General features: G+C 38.0%; 19 protein-coding genes. 6 read left to right on the top strand and 13 right to left on the bottom strand.

The annotated features are described in order from the left end of the window. The 5 genes from AC04Q1_RS23645 to AC04Q1_RS23625 form a co-directional block, all read left to right on the top strand. On the top strand, nucleotides 1–196 hold a 196-nt coding region (locus AC04Q1_RS23645), incomplete at its 5' end, for a hypothetical protein (protein ID WP_478367015.1). Nucleotides 197–407: 211 nt separating this feature from the next. Beyond that, nucleotides 408–551: a hypothetical protein gene (locus AC04Q1_RS23640; RefSeq protein WP_478367014.1), complete on the top strand. Its 144-nt coding sequence runs from the start codon at nucleotides 408–410 to the stop codon at nucleotides 549–551. 119 nt (nucleotides 552–670) lie between these two features. Continuing rightward, nucleotides 671–850, top strand: coding sequence for a hypothetical protein (locus tag AC04Q1_RS23635; protein WP_478367013.1), 180 nt, complete (start codon nucleotides 671–673; stop codon nucleotides 848–850). 30 nt (nucleotides 851–880) lie between these two features. Beyond that, nucleotides 881–1,369 carry a ComF family protein gene (locus AC04Q1_RS23630; RefSeq protein ID WP_478367012.1) on the top strand — a complete coding sequence of 163 codons (489 nt, stop codon included), beginning with the start codon at nucleotides 881–883 and terminating at the stop codon, nucleotides 1,367–1,369. Nucleotides 1,370–1,431: 62 nt separating this feature from the next. Then, nucleotides 1,432–2,805 (top strand): hypothetical protein, encoded by a 1,374-nt coding sequence (locus tag AC04Q1_RS23625; protein WP_478367011.1) that lies wholly within the window; start codon nucleotides 1,432–1,434, stop codon nucleotides 2,803–2,805. 259 nt (nucleotides 2,806–3,064) lie between these two features. Here the strand turns inward: AC04Q1_RS23625 and glyA are convergent, their stop codons facing one another. Next, complete coding sequence (gene glyA, locus AC04Q1_RS23620; RefSeq protein ID WP_478367019.1) at nucleotides 3,065–4,336, bottom strand: serine hydroxymethyltransferase; 1,272 nt, start codon at nucleotides 4,334–4,336, stop codon at nucleotides 3,065–3,067. Nucleotides 4,337–4,398: 62 nt separating this feature from the next. Continuing rightward, the gene (locus AC04Q1_RS23615; protein WP_478367010.1) at nucleotides 4,399–5,142 is read right to left on the bottom strand and encodes a segregation and condensation protein A; all 744 of its coding nucleotides are present in this window, start codon (nucleotides 5,140–5,142) and stop codon (nucleotides 4,399–4,401) included. A 267-nt stretch (nucleotides 5,143–5,409) separates the two neighbouring features. On the opposite strand from AC04Q1_RS23615, the gene dxs reads away from it, so the two are divergent. After that, nucleotides 5,410–7,338: a 1-deoxy-D-xylulose-5-phosphate synthase gene (gene dxs, locus AC04Q1_RS23610; RefSeq protein ID WP_478367009.1), complete on the top strand. Its 1,929-nt coding sequence runs from the start codon at nucleotides 5,410–5,412 to the stop codon at nucleotides 7,336–7,338. 475 nt (nucleotides 7,339–7,813) lie between these two features. Here the strand turns inward: dxs and AC04Q1_RS23605 are convergent, their stop codons facing one another. The 11 genes from AC04Q1_RS23605 to AC04Q1_RS23555 form a co-directional block, all read right to left on the bottom strand. Then, nucleotides 7,814–9,421 (bottom strand): gliding motility protein RemB, encoded by a 1,608-nt coding sequence (locus tag AC04Q1_RS23605; RefSeq protein ID WP_478367008.1) that lies wholly within the window; start codon nucleotides 9,419–9,421, stop codon nucleotides 7,814–7,816. A gap of 4 nt (nucleotides 9,422–9,425) precedes the next feature. Then, entirely contained in the window at nucleotides 9,426–11,363 is a 1,938-nt protein-coding gene (locus tag AC04Q1_RS23600) for a polysaccharide biosynthesis protein (protein WP_478367007.1), read from the bottom strand. Between the two features lie 326 nt (nucleotides 11,364–11,689). Further along, entirely contained in the window at nucleotides 11,690–12,769 is a 1,080-nt protein-coding gene (locus AC04Q1_RS23595; RefSeq protein ID WP_478367006.1) for a mannose-1-phosphate guanylyltransferase, read from the bottom strand. Between the two features lie 165 nt (nucleotides 12,770–12,934). Further along, on the bottom strand, nucleotides 12,935–14,263 hold the full coding sequence (locus AC04Q1_RS23590) for an undecaprenyl-phosphate glucose phosphotransferase (protein ID WP_478367005.1): 1,329 nt from the start codon (nucleotides 14,261–14,263) through the stop codon (nucleotides 12,935–12,937). Nucleotides 14,264–14,499: 236 nt separating this feature from the next. Beyond that, nucleotides 14,500–15,894, bottom strand: a complete 1,395-nt coding sequence (locus AC04Q1_RS23585; protein ID WP_478367004.1) for a UDP-glucose 6-dehydrogenase — start codon at nucleotides 15,892–15,894, stop codon at nucleotides 14,500–14,502. Between the two features lie 133 nt (nucleotides 15,895–16,027). After that, a complete protein-coding gene (locus AC04Q1_RS23580; RefSeq protein WP_478367003.1) occupies nucleotides 16,028–16,501 on the bottom strand; it encodes a glycosyltransferase in 474 nt (157 codons plus the stop codon). Between the two features lie 20 nt (nucleotides 16,502–16,521). After that, nucleotides 16,522–16,983 carry an oligosaccharide biosynthesis protein Alg14 gene (locus tag AC04Q1_RS23575; protein WP_478367002.1) on the bottom strand — a complete coding sequence of 154 codons (462 nt, stop codon included), beginning with the start codon at nucleotides 16,981–16,983 and terminating at the stop codon, nucleotides 16,522–16,524. A gap of 106 nt (nucleotides 16,984–17,089) precedes the next feature. After that, nucleotides 17,090–17,575, bottom strand: a complete 486-nt coding sequence (locus AC04Q1_RS23570; protein ID WP_478367001.1) for an acyltransferase — start codon at nucleotides 17,573–17,575, stop codon at nucleotides 17,090–17,092. Between the two features lie 4 nt (nucleotides 17,576–17,579). Beyond that, nucleotides 17,580–18,584 (bottom strand): glycosyltransferase, encoded by a 1,005-nt coding sequence (locus AC04Q1_RS23565; RefSeq protein ID WP_478367000.1) that lies wholly within the window; start codon nucleotides 18,582–18,584, stop codon nucleotides 17,580–17,582. 8 nt (nucleotides 18,585–18,592) lie between these two features. Further along, nucleotides 18,593–19,738, bottom strand: coding sequence for an EpsG family protein (locus tag AC04Q1_RS23560; RefSeq protein WP_478366999.1), 1,146 nt, complete (start codon nucleotides 19,736–19,738; stop codon nucleotides 18,593–18,595). A 33-nt stretch (nucleotides 19,739–19,771) separates the two neighbouring features. Continuing rightward, nucleotides 19,772–21,004 carry an alginate lyase family protein gene (locus AC04Q1_RS23555; RefSeq protein ID WP_478366998.1) on the bottom strand — a complete coding sequence of 411 codons (1,233 nt, stop codon included), beginning with the start codon at nucleotides 21,002–21,004 and terminating at the stop codon, nucleotides 19,772–19,774. Nucleotides 21,005–21,010: the final 6 nt, after the last annotated feature.

Genomic DNA, 21,010 nt, shown 5'->3' with positions numbered 1-21,010 from the left:
GTTCGCTTTCCGCAACATCCGCTGCTCAGCTTTTTTTCCCTTCCTTATCGTTGGGAGTGCAAAGGTAAGGATCTTTTTCAAACTTCCAAATAAAATAAATTTTATTTTTCCGTCCTCTTTTTTTTCCCTTTACCCTTATTTCAATACGCCGGTGTCAGCCGGCTTTCCGTCCTTCCCGGACGGGCTGCAAAGGTAGCAATCTTTTCTTCATCCGCAACATTTATTTTAAAATAAACCCTGCCCTATCTATCACCGTGCCATCCTTTCATTACAACCGTTTCCTCCGAAGCGGGATGCAAAAGTAGGGAATTTTACCGTACCCGCAAACAAAATATTGAGATTGGGAGGAGCATTAATGTAAGTACATGGTTTCCAACAAGAAAAAATGTTAGGATTGGCAAAACTTTTTGAACAAAACGGTGTTTAGAGAGGTTGCCGCCCCCGGGACTTCCGGAGTTTCTCCTGCGCCAGGCCGTTTAAAAACCCCCGGAGGTACCTACCTGATTGCAACGGCAGCCCCCGGTTTTGTCTATCGGGGCTATAGTGGATAGCAGGGCTACACCTAAATAATAGCACAGTCCCTGCTTTGCTAAAAAAGAGAAAATAATATTTGGCCGTGGTTTACGCAAAATCATATCACATCCTCATAAATATTTTATAAATTAGTTAGATGTTACTCGTAAAACAATGGTATACCGATTTATTGGGTTTGTTATTTCCAAACCTTTGCAATGCCTGCGGCTTAGCCTTATACCATAGCGAGCATTTGATTTGTACTAAATGCCTGTATGATCTACCCTTTACCGATTATCACCAACATGCAGAAAACAGAGTAGCCAAACAATTATAGGGACGTTTGCCACTTAATGCCGCTATGGCCATGTTATACTTTAGAAAAGGAGCGAAAGTTCAAAATTTGATCCACAACCTAAAATACAACGGCAGAACGGATATTGGTGTGCTACTAGGGAACATGCTAGGTGAACGCCTAAAAACGAGTGCCCTTTATCAGGATGTTAACTTCATTATTCCTGTTCCTTTACATCATAAAAAATATAAACATAGGGGATACAACCAATGTACATTTATCGCCGAGGGCATGGCAGAAAAAATGGAGATTGCCTTTAGTGAAAATAATTTAGTGCGGAATACGGCTACTGAAAGTCAAACCAAAAAAAGCAGATACACCCGCTACGAGAATATGCAGGATGTTTTTAAGATAAATGTACCAGCGCATGTTGCCGGCAAACATATTTTATTGGTTGACGATGTGATTACCACTGGTGCAACACTAGAAGCATGTGCAACAGCACTCTTAAACAATGGTGCAGCAAAAGTGAGCATTGCAGCTTTGGCCTTTGCAGAGTAAGCTTTACCACGATAATATCTCGTGCTCTTGTAAGTACTCAAACATTTTTCTAAGTTTGATTTATGCGTTCAATTATTTGCTTACTGCTATTGATCTTTTTCTTTGCTTCAGCTTGCAGGAAAGGAGAACGCATAACCACGGATGCAAACGCCAGGTTGAATATCGAAAACGGCAAACTTTTATTCGATACCATTTTTACCTCCATAGGTTCTACAACAAAACGGATAAAAATTGTCAATCAAAATAGCGATGCGGTTAAAGTTTCAGAAATCAGACTAGCTGGCGGTACCACCTCCGCTTTCAGTTTGAATATTAATGGAGAAAGCACGCTCAATAAAAGCGATCTGATTATAAACGGTCAGGATTCTATAAACCTGTTTGTGAAAGTGACCATTAATCCAAACACACAAAATCTGGCTTTTTTGGTTCAGGACTCCATTATATTAAATACAAATGGGAACAGACAGGTTATTCAGCTTTCGGCTTATGGTCAGAATGCCATATTCATCACCGAATCGGCCATTGGCAGCGATATAACGTGGACAAAATCCCTGCCTTATATTATCAGCGGAACGCTAACCATTAAAAACGGCGCTTCGCTAACCATACAGCCTGGTGTTAAAGTTTATTTTCATAAAGACGCCAATTTAAATGTAGAGGGAAACCTGCTTGTTAATGGAACTGTTGCCGAACCTGTATTATTCTGTAGCGATAGATTAGAAAAATTGTACCGTGATGAGCCTGGCCAATGGAAAGGTATTTTTTTAAAGCCCAATGGCAATGGCTTAATCAAAAATGCAACGATCAAAAATGCATCTGTCGGTATTACTTCCGATTCGTTATCATCCAACATTAACCCTAAATTAATTTTAAGCAACAGTACCATCAAAAATATGCAGGTGGCAGCCTATATTGGTTACCATTCAGAATTGCTCGCCTTTAATAACCTCATGTATAATTGCGGCAACTATTTAATTTACGCCGTGGGCGGTGGAAATTACACGCTAAAACAGAACACTTTTGCGGGCTATAACCTCAATTTTCCACGTAAAACAGCCGCTCTCAGCTTTTCGGATTATTTATCAGCCAATACTTACAACAACCTGAAGTTAGATATCATAAACAATATCATCTGGGGCAGCTTAACCAACGAACTGGATATCCAAAAGAAAACTCCAGCCATGGTACAGCTCAATTTGTGGAACAATTTAATCCGGTGTACGAATAACAGCTATAACAACAACGGGAATATTTTAAATACCGATCCGCTTTTTACCGATAAAGATTTAGAAAATTTTGAAGTGTCGGCCAATAGCATGATCAGAAAAAAAGGGTATGATTTAAGTAATGATCCTTATTACACCAATTACCTTAGCAAAGACATAAAAGGAAACGTCAGAATTTTCCCCTCAACCTTAGGCAGTTATGATAAATAATAAGTTTTTTCATTTTTCCTGAAACAATTCGGAAAGACTATACGTTTATATATACGAGAGCGTTAATTTAGATGGTAAGGGTCGATATTTCTACAAAGAATATCGGCCCTTTACTTTTACCGGATTTTAGGATTGCAGGATTAATATTGGCCATCCATTAGTATTATGGCAGTTTACTAAAAATTATGAAACAAAAAAGCAGCTACAAATTAATGCAGCTGCTTCTATTCTCATCCTAAGCTAGCTCAGGAAATTAATCTTATTTATAAAGCGGGAATGCGCTTACCAGTTTAATTACTTCAGTTTTTACTGCATTCAGATTGGCTTCATCTTCAGGATTGGTTAAAACCCTATCAATCAGCTCAACGATCTGCTCCATTTCAGTTTCTTTTAAACCGCGTGTAGTAATTGCAGCAGTACCTACACGGATACCAGAAGTTACAAATGGTGATTTATCATCAAAAGGAACCATGTTCTTATTCACTGTAATTTCTGCTTTCTCCAATGCATTTTCAGCTACTTTACCCGTGATGTTTTTATTGCGAAGATCGATCAGCATCAAATGGTTATCTGTACCGCCCGAAATAATGCCATAACCTTTAGCAACAAATGCTTTGGCCATAGCCTGAGCGTTAGCAGCAACTTGTTTAATGTAAGTTCCGTATTCATCACTTAAGGCTTCGCCGAAAGCAATTGCTTTAGCCGCAATAATGTGCTCTAACGGCCCACCTTGCGTACCAGGGAAAACCGCCATATCAAGCAGATTGCTCATTAAACGGATTTCTCCTTTAGGCGTTTTTAATCCCCACGGATTCTCGAAATCCTGACCCATCATAATCATTCCGCCACGGGGCCCACGTAAGGTTTTATGGGTAGTTGTGGTTACAATGTGGCAATGTGGAAGTGGGTTGGCCAACAATCCCTTAGCGATTAAACCCGCCGGGTGAGAAATATCAGCCAAAACCAAAGCGCCGATTTTATCAGCTACTGCACGGATAAAAGCATAATCCCACTCGCGCGAGTAAGCAGATGCGCCACAGATAATCAATTTAGGCTTTTCAGCTAAAGCAACTTCTTCTAATTTTTTATAATCGATCAGTCCGGTTTCTTTTTCAACACCATAAAATAAGGGCTGATATAATTTACCCGAAAAATTAACAGGCGAGCCATGTGTTAAGTGGCCACCATGAGAAAGGTCAAATCCTAATATTTTATCGCCCGGCTGTAAAACCGCAAGCATTACAGCTGCATTGGCCTGTGCACCCGAGTGTGGCTGAACGTTTACCCAAGCTGCACCGAACAATTCTTTCGCTCTATCGATAGCAATCTGCTCTACCACATCTACTACCTGGCAACCGCCATAATAGCGTTTTCCCGGTAAGCCTTCGGCATATTTATTGGTCAATACCGATCCGGCAGCTTCCATTACCTGCTTGCTTACAAAGTTTTCTGATGCAATAAGCTCTAAACCATGCTCTTGGCGGTTTAACTCCTTATCAATAAGTTCAAAAATTTGGTTGTCGCGTGTCATCATTATATTAGGTTTGTATTTTTTTGGCAAAAGTAAGAAATTCAAATTTAATTTAGGTCCAATTAAGATAATGCTTTCACATTAAAGTTGTTAAAGCCGCTCCCAATGGTTATCTGTACGATTTGTTGCTGCAACATTTCTAAAATAGCCAGAAAATTATAAACGAAATGCACTTTATTTTCCGAATTTTTAAGCACCAAGGCAAAATCGATCTGTTTATTGATATCGAGTAGGTTGGCGATAAAGTGTTTTTGCTGTTCGATGGTATAGGGATATTGAACAACGGTATGTTTAACCTCCTCGCTGCGCAGCTCATACTTCTGCATCGTACGGTGATAAACGGTTAAAAGTTTATACAGATCCAGTGATAAAAGTTCATCCTGATGGGTAGAAGAGGCGGCTGCCAAAGTCAGATCGTACGCAATATTGCCCCTATGGTCTTGCTTCAACCGCTCTTCTTCAAAAATTTTCATTTCTTCAGCAGCAGATTTGAATTGTTTGTAGGCAATAAGCCTGGCGATCAGATCCTGTTCAGAGTTAATTTCATTTCCAGCTTCATCAACCTCAATTCTGGGTAAAAGCATTTTAGACTTAATCCGCATTAATGTGGCCGCTACCAGAATAAATTCACTGGCTACCTCAACATTTAAAGAGAGCAGCTGGTGGATAAAGGCCAAAAAATCATTGGTAATCTTCGCGATCTCCACATCCTGAATACTAAGTTCATCGCGTTCGATAAAGAACAGCAATAAATCGAAAGGGCCTTCGAATACCGGAAGTTTTATCTCAAAATGATCTGCCTGCATGTGTAGCAACAAACATAATGAAAATTTTTAGCCTCAGAACAATCCACCCTGCTAAACAATCTTCCCAACGGCTACAACTAGGCTCCTCCCTCATTAAATACTAATCCTGAACAATAACCGCTAAACATCTCCACCAAACACTGTGAGCACATGCATTAATCGCTAAGCGCCAACTACTTAACGCTCTCGAATAAAGCACTATTTTTCTCTTCCATATTAAAACAAATTTGACTTACTTTGTATCTTGTTTTTTACCACAAATTTCGAATGCAAGTAAAAGCTGGCCCCCTATTATCTAAAATCAACTATCCCGCTGATTTAAAGCAATATAGTGAATCTGACTTAGAACAAATAAGCCAGGAATTACGACAATATATTATCGATGTTGTAAGTGTTAACGGAGGCCATTTTGCGTCAAGCTTAGGCGTTGTCGAATTAACCGTAGCCTTACATTATGCGCTGAATACCCCATACGATAAATTGGTTTGGGATGTAGGCCATCAGGCATACGGACATAAAATTTTAACCGGCCGCAGAGATTTATTCCACACCAACCGCGTATACGGTGGCATTAGTGGTTTTCCTAAAATTTCTGAAAGCGAGTACGATACATTTGGTGTAGGCCATTCTTCTACTTCTATCTCGGCAGCCTTGGGTATGGCTGTGGCTTCGCAGTTAAAAGGCGAAACAGACAGGCAACATGTAGCCATTATTGGTGATGGTGCCATGACAGCTGGTTTGGCCTTTGAAGGCTTAAATCATGCAGGGATCGAAAACAGCAATGTACTTGTGATTCTGAACGACAACTGCATGTCTATAGACCCGAATGTAGGTGCACTTAAAGAATATTTAACCAGTATTACCATTTCGAAATCGTACAACCGTTTCCGCGATGATATTTCTCATGTACTCACCGGTCTTTCTAAACTGGGTCCGAATGCACACAAGTACGTGAAGAAAATAGAAAAAAGTATTAAAGGAACGCTATTGAAACAGAGTAATCTTTTCGAAGCCTTAAACTTCAGATATTTTGGGCCGGTTGATGGACACGATGTAAAACGCCTGGCACAGACCATAAAAGATCTATCGGCTATTCCAGGACCAAAACTGCTTCACTGCATCACGGTAAAAGGTAAAGGTTTTGCACTTGCAGAAAAAGACCAAACAGTATGGCATTCACCAGGTCTTTTTGATAAAATTACCGGCGAGATCAAAAAAAGTATTCCGGATAAGCCGCAGCCACCAAAATACCAGGACGTTTTTGGACATACCATGGTAGAACTGGCTGAAGCGAATGATAAAATTGTAGGCATCACGCCTGCAATGCCATCAGGATCATCATTAAACATTATGATGAAAGCGATGCCAAAACGTGCATTTGATGTGGGTATTGCAGAGCAACATGCGGTAACGTTCTCTGCAGGTTTAGCTACACAAGGATTGGTTCCTTTTTGTAATATCTATTCGAGCTTTATGCAAAGGGCATACGATCAGGTGATACATGATGTAGCGATCCAAAAATTAAACGTAGTTTTTTGCTTGGACAGGGCAGGTCTAGCTGGCGCTGATGGTGCAACACACCATGGGGCATATGATATTGCCTATATGCGCTGCATCCCGAACCTGGTGGTTTCTTCCCCTATGAATGAAGAAGAACTGCGCAACCTCATGTTTACCGCCCAACAAGAAAATATGGGGCCATTTGTAATCCGTTATCCCCGTGGTAATGGCGTAATGCCCGATTGGAAAAGACCATTTAAAGCATTAGAAATTGGTAAGGGCCGTAAAATTTGCGACGGTGAAGATGTAGCACTACTGACCATTGGCCATGTAGGGAACTTTGCTGTTGAAGCACGTGCCGAACTCAATAGTGAAGGTTTTTATCCAGCACATTACGACTTACGTTTTGTGAAGCCCTTAGATGAGCAACTATTACATGAAGTGTTTGCCAAATATAAAAATGTAATCACTGTAGAAGATGGCTCATTACCGGGGGGAGTAGGCTCGGCAGTATTAGAATTTATGGCCGACCATGGTTATAACGCCAATGTGATCCGTTTAGGTATCCCTGATCAGTTTATAGAGCATGGCGAACAGGCCGAACTATGGGCGGAGTGTGGTTATGATAAAGACTCAATTATAAAAGTGATAAAAAAGGTTGCAGTTAAGCGGGTTACCGATACAATGGCAGGATAGAAATACGATTTATTGGATGCGTTATACTGCTTTATCACACCCCGTTAGGGTGCAGAACATTAGATAATGCAACAAAATTACCCTTTTCCAAGGGTAATAGCCCACCAAACGATAAAGGGCCCATTTCCATCATTCAAAGGCACTGATCTTTTTCGCATCCCGCATAATCACCATAACCCTTGTTCAGATTAGCCGGTTTTCACAACTAAACAAAAAAAGGCACATCTGAAGCCGCCGAGATAAACATATGTCTTCATATAAATATCAAGGCTTGGCTACCTCTAATGGTTTGGTCTAGTAATTCAAGCTGCCAGAAATCCCTTCTTCTCATCTATCCCTAAAGGAAAATGGAGAAAATTAAAAAATAAAAGAGCTTATGTAGTATTGGAGCAGCGATACGCAATTAACTAGTATCTCCAGCTATCAACAAAATGAACCCTGCTTTTTTCTATTATTTAATAAGGATTGTAACTGATTAAAAATCGTGATATATATTTCGGAAACTACTACGGATCCCGAAAGTAAACATTTGAGTATTTTCTATACTTATACTGCTCTCACGCCTGAATACCCCGGCTAACTCTAAGCGGAGATTATATTTTGGATTGAGCAGATAAGATACCTGTGCACGAGCAAAATAGAGATTGGTCTTTATTCCCTGGCCAACCTTACTTCCATATTCCACAGTCCTGGTAAAGTAGCTTTTAAAAATATCGCCACCATAGTTAAGTCCCTCAGGATCCTTTCCGTACCTCGAATAAAGTGCTTCACCCTGAAAGTCAAACCGCTTGTAACTGTAATTCAATATCCCAAGAAATTCCCTGAAATTAGCACCGAAAGGGTGAGCTAAAGGTTGGTTATAATTAGCATAATTCGACAGCCTGTCGAAGTGGGCATAAGTATACGGTCGGGCGGTGTTGAATTCGGCAAGGTAGTTCAGACTCTTCACTTTGAATAGATCTGATCCACGTAACCCCACTTGAACGGCGTATTTATTAGCCCAGTATCCATTACCTGCAAAAAATTCTTTGGCAGTAAATTCATCAAACATAAACTGTCCGTAAAGAGCAGTGTTCTTTAAAATTTCATATTTCAGATTGAAACCAAGCCTCATCTTATCAGGAGAGGTGGTATTTGTACTTTCCACAGGCCTTAAGAAAATAAAAGGGTGTATGTAATTAAAATCAAAACCCCGTTTACCTTCAACCTCTGCATCAGCCCAGGTCACTGCCTGAAAAAATCCAACAGAGAATTTTTTGGTCACGTTCCAATCAATGTAATGGGCAGCCATCCACTTTCCCCGATCCCCTAACCTACGGTCTTCAGTGAGCTTTGGTGCTCCCGGATCAAGCATATACGCAAAGATGGTTTGATATTGCACCGCACCAAGCGTAGCTCTTACCCTAAAAAAGGAATAATTGGAAGACACATCAGAAAGCAACATAGACCGATATCCGTCACCGATAAAATTCTTATCATATCCCAAAGAAAAGTTAAGGTGCGAATTGGGGGTATAAGACAACAGGGCCGTTACGTACGACCAATCCTGTTTATCGGCGCCCAATTTACCAGATCCCTGCCCTGGCACAACCTGATTGGCTACAATATACCGGTTTACATAATCAGCGAACTTGCCCTGATTCTCAAACCCATTCAGATAAAAAGAAAATTGTTTCCCAACTGATCCTCCTACCTGAAATCCTCTCGTATTTAACCAGGTGCTCCGCTTGCCGCTAAAATCCCTGCCAATCTGAAAGTCGGGTAAAAAATCTGCATATACCTTATAATCTTCACCGTTAAATTCCAGCAAATGTTCATTAAATAACTTTCTGTGTACCCATGTACCTCTATTGTTGGTATCAATGCCAACCTTCATCAAAGAATCATAGGATGCTGCAATTTCGCTTTGGTCAGCATAAATTCCCTTTATAGATGAGTGGAATTTACTATCCTGATTATAGATCCGTTGGTTTAGTTTTTGATAGAACTGAAAGTCGTATGGGATATTGACATTGGGAGTAGATTGTCCCCAGGAAAGTGTCACAGAAAAAGCCAAAGTGGCCAAAAAAAAAATCTTCTTCATCTTATTAATTAACCACATGGTCAAGCTCTTCAAATATAGAGTTCATACTCTTAAACTCAGGCACCATTTTTTTCATGTTTATAACCACCTGCATATCATCATCCTGCTTCGCTGAATTGATTAGGTCAGCAACGTTAGTGGCTACCTCATCAAACACATATTCTCTTACCTTTCCGATCATAATTTTCTCGTGGTGGGTCGGCATCGTATTTTCATTATCGTTCAACAGTTCTTCGTAGAGTTTTTCCCCTGGCCGAAGACCTGAAAATTCTATTTTTACATTTACATTAGGTTCAAGTCCGGCAAGCTTAATCATTTTCTTCGCCAAATCTAAAATCCTAACCGATTTGCCCATGTCAAAAATAAAAATTTCCCCACCATTACCCATGCAACCTGCTTCAAGCACCAACCGGCAAGCCTCCGGAATCGTCATAAAATATCTGGTAATATCAGGATGGGTAACCGTAACGGGTCCACCCTTTTCTATTTGTTGTCTAAATCTGGGAATAACAGATCCATTCGAACCCAGCACATTCCCAAATCTACTTGTTATAAACTTCGTTGCAGGCCGTTTTTCCAATCGGTTAATATAACTCAACCCATTACTGAAAACGAAATCCCTTTGACTGAGCGAATTATTGAGCGACTGAACGTAAATTTCTGCAATTCGTTTAGAGGCACCCATAATATTTGTTGGATTTACCGCTTTATCTGTGGATATCATCACGAACTTCTGAACGCCATATTTTACTGCTTTATCGGCTACGGTTTTAGTACCCAGTACATTTGCCTTAATGGCTTCTGCCGGATTATCCTCCATTAATGGTACATGTTTGTAAGCTGCTGCATGATACACATAATCGGGCCGATACATATTAAAAAGCTTATCCATGCGCTGTTCGTCCCGTACGTCACCAACAAAGGCCTGATAGTTTTTTGTCCTGTCCAATTCATCCAGTTCCAGATAAAGATCATGCAGTGCAGTTTCTGATTGATCACATAATATGATTAAACCAACATCAAACTTTGATAACTGTCTAACAATTTCACTTCCTATCGAACCAGCGGCTCCGGTAATCAGGATTCTTTTTTTATGGAGCATGTTTCCGATTCCTTCAATATCAATGCTTATCGTTTTTCTATTCAATAAATCTTCGATATTTAATTTCTGAATCTGGGCAGGCTGTAATTTCCCGTTGGTCCAGGCATCCGCGGGCGGGATGTTTAATACTTTGATATCATGCTCCAGGCACAGATCTACAATTACATCTCTTTTTTCTGCAGGAATGGTATAAGAGGCGAAAATAATTTCATCGATCTCATGTTTGGCAATCAGATCAGCAAGATTTCGTGCATCTAGTATCCCTACACCATCTATTGCTTTGCCAATCTTGCGCTGATCATCATCTACAAATGCAACGATGTACTTGTTTACCTTATCATCATGGTCAAAAGTTCTCTTTGTAGCCATCCCGGCCTCACCTGCTCCGTAAATAATGACCTTTTTTTTATCCAGTTTCAAATTCTTAATGTACATAAAAAAGTATTTGATAAAAATCCTGTAGGTAATCAGGAAAAGAAAACTGAACAATCCACCAATGATCAGTACTGTATTGGGGATAAGCGATCTGTTTAGAATGCTTATTGTAAATAAATTAATGATGAAATAAAATCCATTTGAGATCAGGACAGAAGATAATATGCGGAAAGAATCCTGGGCACTCGTATATCTAATTATACCCGAATAGCTCTTAGTAGCTAAGAAAGCTATTGAATTAAACAACAACAACAATAATAAGTTAGTTGACAGCTCTGGAATATCTACTGATGTGAGGTTTAAATTAAACTTTAACATGTAAGCAAATACCATTGCCCAGGAGCAACAAACGAGATCGAGAGCGAAAATAATCCACCGTGGGACGATATTAATTTGAGTAAACAATTTTTTATAGGCTAAGTATGTATATCAAAGATAAATACAATAAGCAAAAATCCTGCCACTCTATGGCAAAAATATTTCTCAGCCACCTAAAGGCAGCTGAGAAATATTGGGCAATATACATTAATTAATTAGTGACTTCAAAGCAAAGATTTCGCGGGTATACATCTTTCGAAGTCATTTGATCAAGTTCTGATCTAACAACATCGGCATCCTCTTTAAAGGTAACAAATCTATCCAAAATACCCTGGAACAGTAACTGGAGAGAACTGTAAAATAAGTGGTTTTACAGGAATATCCTTCATAAATATGCCCAAAACAGAATAATATTATAAATAACTTTCACCGAACTTTTCACTGATCAAACCGGACACTTTCTTTATCTCCTGCTCTTCATTTTTCGGATATATCAATAAAACACTGCCATCATCAACTACAATATAATCGTGGAGACCTTTAATTACCGCTACTTTTTCTGCCGGAACCTGTACAATGCAGTTGGAACTCTGCGTGAGGTGAACCAATTGACTGTTTACGGCGTTGTTATCCAAATCCTTTACCGAAACCTCGTGTAAAGATGCCCAGGTACCCAAATCCGACCAGCCAAACTCACCGGTGATTGTAAATACATTGTCGGCTTTCTCCATAACAGCATAGTCAATCGAAATATTAGGAGCTAACGCATAATTTTCATTAATAAATGTATTCTCCGCATCGGTGTTATAAAATTCCTTCCCTTTTAAGAAAAGATTATATATCTCCGCAGCATGAGAACTTAATGCGTTTAATATGCTGGATACCTTCCATATAAATATCCCTGCATTCCAAACATAATCGCCACTCTCAATAAACGCTGTTGCCTTTTGTAAATCTGGTTTTTCCATAAACCTGATTACCGGATGAACATCCCCAACCTCAGCATTAACATAATTAATGTACCCGTATCCCGTATCAGGCCGGGTGGGATTAATGCCTAAGGTTACCAGCGCATCATTTTCTTCAGCATAACTCAATCCAAGTTTCACCTTTTCTAAAAAAACAGCTTCATTGAGAATCAAATGATCAGAAGGTGCAACAACAATATTTGCATCAGGATTTATCTCTGAAATCTTAAAAGATGCATAGGCAATGCAAGGCGCAGTATTATTTCTGCATGGCTCTGAAATGATGTTGTTCTCAGGTATCCCGGACAATTGTTCGGAGATTAAATCTTTGTATTGTGAATTGCTGAGGATATAAATGTTTTCTTTTGGACAAATCGTCAAAAATCTTTCGTAAGTGAGTTGTAAAAGTGATTTTCCCACGCCTAAGATATCGATAAACTGTTTTGGGAAATTATTGCGGCTCTTGGGCCAGAATCTACTTCCTACTCCACCTGCCATAATGAGAACGTACGTGTTGTTTTTCATGCGCTTTTATATTTTTTGTATTTATCAGTATCTTACTATCAATAGCCAATATCCTCAAAACAAGAATAATTATACAATTTGCAAAATCAATATCGGGAGAGGGAAGCATGCGAAAGGCATATAGGTATCTATGATTAACAAGCTTCTTAATTAGGCATTCTTACACTAGTAGGCATTGTCTTCTCCTCGAAAAACATTGATTACCGTCATAAAAATAATTCTAACATCAAACATTGAAGTCCAGTTCTCTAAGTAATAAAGATCAAATTTAACCCTGCTTTCCATCGCGTCGTTTTCTTTAGTCTCACCGCGAAATCCGTTAACTTGTGCCCAACCGGTAATACCTGGTTTTAAAAAATGACGAACCATAAATTGATTAATGATCTCCTTATATTTCTCTGTATGCTTAAGCATGTGGGGCCTCGGTCCAACCACACTCATCGATCCGAAAAATACATTAAAAAACTGAGGCATCTCATCCAGGCTTGTTCTCCTTAAAAAATGTCCGATTTTGGTGATCCGGTCATCATCCTTGGTAGCCTGTCTTTTATCGCTATCCTGATTAACCTTCATACTCCTGAATTTCCAACACCAAAACGGCTTGTCGTTTCTTCCACTCCTCAATTGTTTAAATAAAACCGGGCCTGGGCTTTGGATTTTGATCAGTATTGCAATAATAGGGTATAACCAGCTCATTACAAAAATGATCACTAAAGAGCTAAAAATAATATCAAAGGCCCGTTTTTTAAACCGATTGCCCATGATCTCCAAGGGTTCATTTCTTAAGGTTATAATCGGAAACTCCCCTCCCATGTATGATATGGCGTAAGGAGCAGCAAGCGTACTACTGATATCGGGAATAAACTTTAAACGAACACATTGCTGATCAGCTGCAGAAACAAGCGTATTAACGTCATTCATCCTGTGTGGGGCTACAGCAACATAAACTTCTTTAACCCCTACCTCAGCCGCCTCGCCTAATTTAGCTAACACCTTTTTCTGGGAATCAGGAGAATCATATATATCCTCATCATTCCCTAGAAAACCAAAAAAATCCAAATTTCTCTGATCATCTATGTACTCCGCAAGCCTCAATGCCGTTGAATTTGACCCCATTACAGCAACTATTTTTGCTGCTTTAAACTTGTTCAAAACAACATACTGAATATAAGTGCCAATAAAACGGTTAATGACAAAAGCAATGAAGAGTAAAAAATAGAAGCTAACCACAAAGACCATAGAGAAATTATCTTCCGCTGAAAAAAGCAGGTAAGATAAATATAGCACACAATGCATGGCCAAACTCCGATAGGTCCTCCGATAAATCCGCTCTAATTTTCTTGCTCCATAAGCAGTATATAATCCAAAAATTGCTGTAGAGAAAAGCCAGATTAAATTATACACCGCAATATGATGACGGTCAACTTCGGCGTGCACAGTTTTACCTAAAAACGGTGTTAAATAATATGCTGAGAAATAAACTAAATTCAGCATGATTAAGTCTGTTATAGGCAGAATATATCTCAACAGATATAAATAGCGTGTTGGAGAACTCATATGGGATAGATTGACAATAGACGCAACAAAATTAAAAAATTTAGGCGCATTTACAACTAATTCCCATAAAATCATACTGTTAAATATTCGAGTTATATCGAATCCGCTATTGCTTAGGTCTTCAAAGCATAATATGAATAATTAATGTGTCCGCTAAGCCTTATAGCCAGGCTCTACATACCAATTCCATGCACCTTAAATCCAATTTCTTTGAGTAGTTTATGGTCCAGAATATTACGGCCATCAAATATTTTAGCCGGTTTTAGCATGCTATCATAAATGCGTTTCCAATCGTAGTCTTTAAACTCATCCCATTCAGTCAGCACAGCAATTGCATGGGCGTCATTACAGGCCTCATATGGATCATTAAATACAGTTACCCCGCTCTTATTTAATTCAGGACTTCTTGTCTCTAAGTAATCCAAGTCACCATAAATCTGTTTTTCAACCACCTTTGGATCATATATCTGTATAGAAGCTTGTTCATTTAAAAGCTCATCAGCTACATAAATTGCGGCCGACTCACGCGTATCGTTGGTATCTTTTTTAAAGGCCCAACCTAAAAATGCAATTTTCTTTCCTGATACCGTATTATAGAGATTACGTACTATATTTAGTGCAAATCGTTTTTTCTGGTGATCATTCATAATAATAACCTGCTCCCAATAATCTGCTACCTCGTTTAAACCAAATGAGCGGGATATGTAAACCAGGTTCAAAATATCTTTCTGAAAACATGAGCCGCCAAAACCAACAGAAGCTTTCAAAAATTTTGGTCCAATACGACTATCTGTACCAATCGCTCTTGATACTTCATTAATGTTGGCTTCCGTTTTCTCACAAAGTTCAGAAATTGCATTAATAGAAGAAATTCGTTGTGCCAGGAATGCATTAGCAACCAATTTAGAAAGTTCTGATGACCATACATTGGTAGTGAGTATACGATCTAACGGAATCCATTGGGCATATATATCAACCAAAGCTTGTATTGCTTCTTTTCCTTCTATTGAATCATCTCCACCGATCAAAACACGGTCAGGTGTCAGAAGATCCTGCACTGCAGTACCTTCAGCCAGGAATTCAGGGTTGGATAATATTTGAAACTTCACTCCGCTTCCTGTGTTGTGAAGGATGTCTTTTACTGCTTCAGCCGTGCGCACGGGCAAGGTAGATTTTTCGACAACAATTTTGTCGCTTTTTGAAACACGGGCAATCTGGCGTGCGCACAACTCAATCCACTTCAAGTCGGCTCCCATTCCCTTTCCGGCACCATACGTCTTTGTTGGCGTATTAACCGAGATAAATATCATATCAGCTTCGTCTATGGCTTTATCCACATCTGTTGAGAAAAAGAGGTTTCTTCCTCTAGCTTCTGCTACAACTTCAGCTAAACCAGGTTCATAAACAGGGATATTATTTACGTCAGGATCATTCCAGGCAGCAATACGTGTTTCATTTAAATCGACGATGGTTACTTTGATATTTGGGCATTGTTTAGCCACAACCGCCATAGTAGGGCCTCCCACATATCCTGCGCCAATACAGCATATTTTAGTGATGTTTTTCATCAGAAATAGGTTTTTTAATTAAATTTATTGTTTAGTTACCGACCTTCCCAGGTGATTTTACATTTTTTGAATTCAACGTCCAGGACTTCAGCATACATAGAATATAGTCATTATAAGTCCTGTACTTTTAATTTCATGTCTTACTTACTGAGTTAATGATGAAATCAATCATATTGCTCGACGGATCTGTATTCAATTTTTTCAATGGTTGCAAATCTTTGTTCAATATCAATGTTTTTAATTGTTTTCTATCATACGCTACGTGTACGTATCCCAATTCATTCATTCTCATCGCGGTAACCATTTGATGGTCATTTCTATGCTCCCCTAAGGAGGCCATGCGTGGAAAAATAATGATGGGTTTTTCGTATTTCAGGGCAGATAGAATAGTACCCATACCTGCATGTCCAACTATCAAACGCGCCTCTTCCATCAGTTTATTGAATTCATCAGGATTCAAAAAATCTACTGTTTTTACATTTTTAGTTTGATAGCTACCTTTAAATACTTGAGCAATAATAGGCTCATCAACCAGGGTAGCAATTTCATCGATCGCCTCTATAAAACGATCAAATGAAATCTGTGTGCCTATTGTAACGAATATCATAGCAATTTTTATAGTTTACATTATTGTTCTAAAACGTTGCCAGCATACAAAATCTTCGAGGTTTTAAGCGATTCCCATTGCGTAAAAGTCTGATTTACAAACTTAGAAGCAATATTACCACTTAATGATAGATGCTGTACATTTGCTATACTATCTATCCAAACCGTTTTTTTTCCCAAAAATTTAGCCGCAAGTAACACCACCAGGCCTGGCGCTGCACCTGTAGAAACAACGATATTTGGACGTTCTTTTTGAATTATTTTTAAAGCCCGAAAGAATGCGGGGATTAGTTTATAAAAATTCCAGCGGCTAAAATCTGAAATGGTATAAAATTTCTGTCCCTCAACCATAACTTCACATTTGGGATGAGTAGATAGATAGGTAACGCTAACTTCAGCGTTATTTGGATTGATGATGCGGAGCAACTGTATCCAATGCCCTCCTATTGATGCAACAGCGAGAAGTTTAACTTTATTCTCCATTCGTGTTTAATTATTATCTATACTACCTATTGTTTTATAATGAATGGGCCAACCTTGTACATTTGAAAGTGATATTAAGCTATAATTGAAGACTTTCTTATCATCCTTAAATCGGATTTCCTAAATTATTCATTTGTTTTACTTCATATTCAGGCCTATTTTTAATGAATTTTGCTGGCACCCCTCCCCAAATTTGTCCGGCCGGAATGTCTTTTGTAATAATAGATCCTGCTGCGATAATACAATCGTCGCCAATAGTTACGGGTTTAGTAATTACGGTATGTGCTCCGATAAAGACATTATTACCAATTTTCACTTTACCTTTCACAAAAATTCTCCCCCCTTTATTCTCTTCCGTTTTCTCTGCTACTTCCACGAAATGAGTTAGAATTATACACCTCATCGTAATCGCACTATAATCTCCTATTTCTATATTTTCAGGATATAGGCTATCGAATATAACCTGTTCTCCTATGTGCGACTTCCCGATCTTCATCCCTACCAGACGAAGTAGCTGAGGCCTCATCTTTTTTGAATGCAACCAACTACTCCCTTGCAACCTTAAAATAATAAATTTAAAAAGTCTCATCATTAACTTAATTTTTGTACACAGAAATTGCGTTCACCCTTTCTGTTAAGTCTCTAGCCATTTGCTCCCATTTTTGAATTCGTTCAGTTTTCAATTCTTTTACTTCACGATTTAATCTCTCCTTATTTCTGAGAGCTTCTTTAATTCCACTTGCTATCGAATGTGAGTTCATTGTTTCTACATAAATGGCGCCTTTATTAAATAAATTCCTTAAAAGCGGTGTGTCAGATATCACCATCGGAATTTCAAAACCAGTTGCCTCGTTGGCTACACTTAATTGTATATGATCTTCTGTAGTGAGTCCCAGAACAACATCAGAACTACGAAATACTTTCTCATATTCTTCTAAAGATAAATAGCCGATCAATTGTACGTTTTCGGGTTTTTTTGAAAAATCAAACAATAATTTACCTTTATCTTTTGGACCTGAAATCAGGAAATCTATTTCAGGGACCTGTCTTGCCGCATCAAACACTACATCAATAGGTTCATCGGCATTGAAACTACATGGCATTAAAACCGTTGGATTTTTCGCGGATAATCCCTGTACTTCGAAAGAAAAGTTTTTTATGGCTGGTTTATCTTCCAGAATAACTAATTTTTCTCTATCTAATCCAAAATCTTCAGCAATCTCCTTTATTAAATAATTATGAACTAGAATTAAATCAAATTGATTTAACCGCTCTACACTTAAGTATTTTTTCCACTTACCCCAAAACACTCCGTTGTGGCAATCCACTATTAGAATTGCATGTTTATTGATTTTTTTATAAAATAAAGCAATGTAGAGTAGCGGACTGGGGGGTAACTGTACCCATAAAACCCCCGGTCGGTTTTTGATCAGTCCTTTCAATGTTTTGTAAGATTTTAAAACATAATCCAAGGGCTTCAACCGTCTTTTTTTTAGGTTAAAATCTATAAAATTCAGCTCATAACCTAAAGATTCCTGCATTGATGCCGCCCTTCTTTGATACTTCACCCAAGCGTAAAAACTATTTTTACTTTTTTTCATACAAATAATTAAAAGAAATATTCAAAAATCGATTTATAAGGAAAATGAGCTTCCGGATAACCTCCAAAAAATAACGTATAAGACCTAAACAGCGCATAAAATATTAAGCCATAGGTTAATAACAGGCTTAAATGAGGATAAATCTTTTTATTATGGTATATAAAATAAGAGAACAGCAATGAGAAGGCAAACATAAAGTAATTCTGCAATCTCCTTAATCCTGCCATAGTTTCTCCCTGAAACACAATTGAAATCATGATAAATACAAAAAAAGCATTAAATAAAAAGTTAAAATAAACCTTCCTTTCTTTTGAATCAGCGCTTTTGCCTATTTTATCGATCATTATTCCAAAAACCAGCAATAACACAATAAAAATTACATTATTAAGTATTCCACTAACCGCTATAACTGCACCTTTTTTTGCTACATCAAAATTCAGATAATTATCAAATTTATGGGTTACCTCAGCACCCAAAAAGCCGATGCTTCCAGAAACAGTAGTTAAAAATGTTGTAAACGCAGAGGTTTGGGCTAGAATCAGAAATACCAGTGCTACTCCAACTGCCAAATAAGTTGAAGGTTTAAATCCTTTAATACCTAAAACGTAAATGGGAATAAAGACCATGGCCGATGAGTGTATCGTGGCGGCCAGGAAGGTAAAAAGTAAACCTCTTTTAATATTTACTTTAGCAAAATCAAATAATCCAATCAATATTATTCCTACTGCAATACCAATTCTCACCGGAAAAAACTGCGTACTAAACATCATCAAAACAAAAACCATAATAGGGGTCTTTGAATTCGTTACAGAAAATTTGTAATATGCCCAAAGAACTAATAAATTGGTCAACAACAAAAATATAGTGTAGTCTCCTCCGAGTAATTTTACGAAAGCATTTATAAATACATAGCCCGGTTCCATTTTAACCGATCCGTTTCTGGCAAAGTTAAAAATATTATCAAATGATGATATTCGGAAAACCTCCAAATACTGATCCCAATCGGTACCTGTGTCCCATCTAAGTCCTCTAAATAAGGTGAAAATTGCCACCCACCAGATGAGTATCTCTTTTTTGGATTTTAATGAAACCTTTTCCGTGTCAAAAAAAACTGTAAGTAAAAGTAGTCCGTATAAAATTATGTAAATAATCATTTATTTTTTTTAAAAGAAAAGGCTAATCATTATCTATTTTAGTTCATTCCTAAACATAAAATAGGTCGCTAATAAATTATTATTTTTTCTATTAATTACTTCTTTATCCACATTTAAGTCCTTTATTCTTGGAATGGCTCTTACATACAAATCCCATAAATGACCCGGCCTTATTGTTTCATACTTGGGATTCGCCTTGGTAGTTTTAGCGCCTTGATCCTTATAAATCTGATTCAGCCATTCCAATGCAGTTTTCAAACTACTTCCATTATAACTGTAATTCCAAATATCTTCTCCCTTAAGATTGTCTGATAATAAAGCTAAAAGCGAAATGCCTTTTAAATTATAAAAACTATAACCCATAGGGGTAGCTCTCTTTAATTCTAATGGTTGCTTACCATCCGGATCAATTTGTATCTGAATGCTTTTAATTGCTTTAGCATAAACTTCCTTTTTTACGGTCCCAACATCACTTCCGGTAAATAATTTCAAAACTTCAACCTGTGCATTATAATAATTCACCTGATTGTTCTTTTGAACCGAAGCGATTCTTCCTAATTTACTTTCCAGAAGCCACTGTAAATATTGTTTAAACCAATTCACCATTCCACCGGTAAATTTGTCATCAAAATTTTTAGAATCCTTCAGCAAATAAATGATATCTGGAATCTCTGTCAGTACGATAACATCTGTTATCCCCGCAAAAGACCCAAGTTTTGTATCCGGTCTTACCTGGCCATAGTTGAGATTAGGATTCATTGCGGTTGCTTTTTCCAAAAACCAAACACTTAATAATTCTTTTGCTTTTTTACTATATCGCTCATCTTTAGTGAAAGAATATGTTAGAGAAAGCACTTCCAAATCAGCAACCATGGCCCATAATTGCTGCTTATCTTTGAAATCTCTTATTGTTGAATTACGTTTACCGTCTTGAAAGCGTATTTTACCCTTATCATCTAAATCATGATAGGTTGAAATACTATAGTAATCATGCTTATCACCCGACGGCGAGACTTTACCATCTTTAGAAAAAGTTACAGAATAATTTGGGCTATTAAGGATTACATTAGATTTTTTAACTAAAACCTGAAGCTCCTGCATAAAAACCTTATCCTTTTTCTTAAATAATGCTAAATTTTGTTGGCTGGCTAAATTATCTATTAAATAGGGGCCTGAATAATTTGCCTGTCCCTTCAAAGAAAAAGAAGTAACTACCAGCATAACCAATAATAGTAGTACTTTTTCTAATTTACAATTACTCATCATCGTTTT

The sequence above is a fragment of the Pedobacter humicola genome (assembly GCF_056490705.1).
The sequence above is the reverse complement of the archived record's forward strand: the minus strand, read 5'-3'. Positions and strand labels throughout refer to the sequence as shown.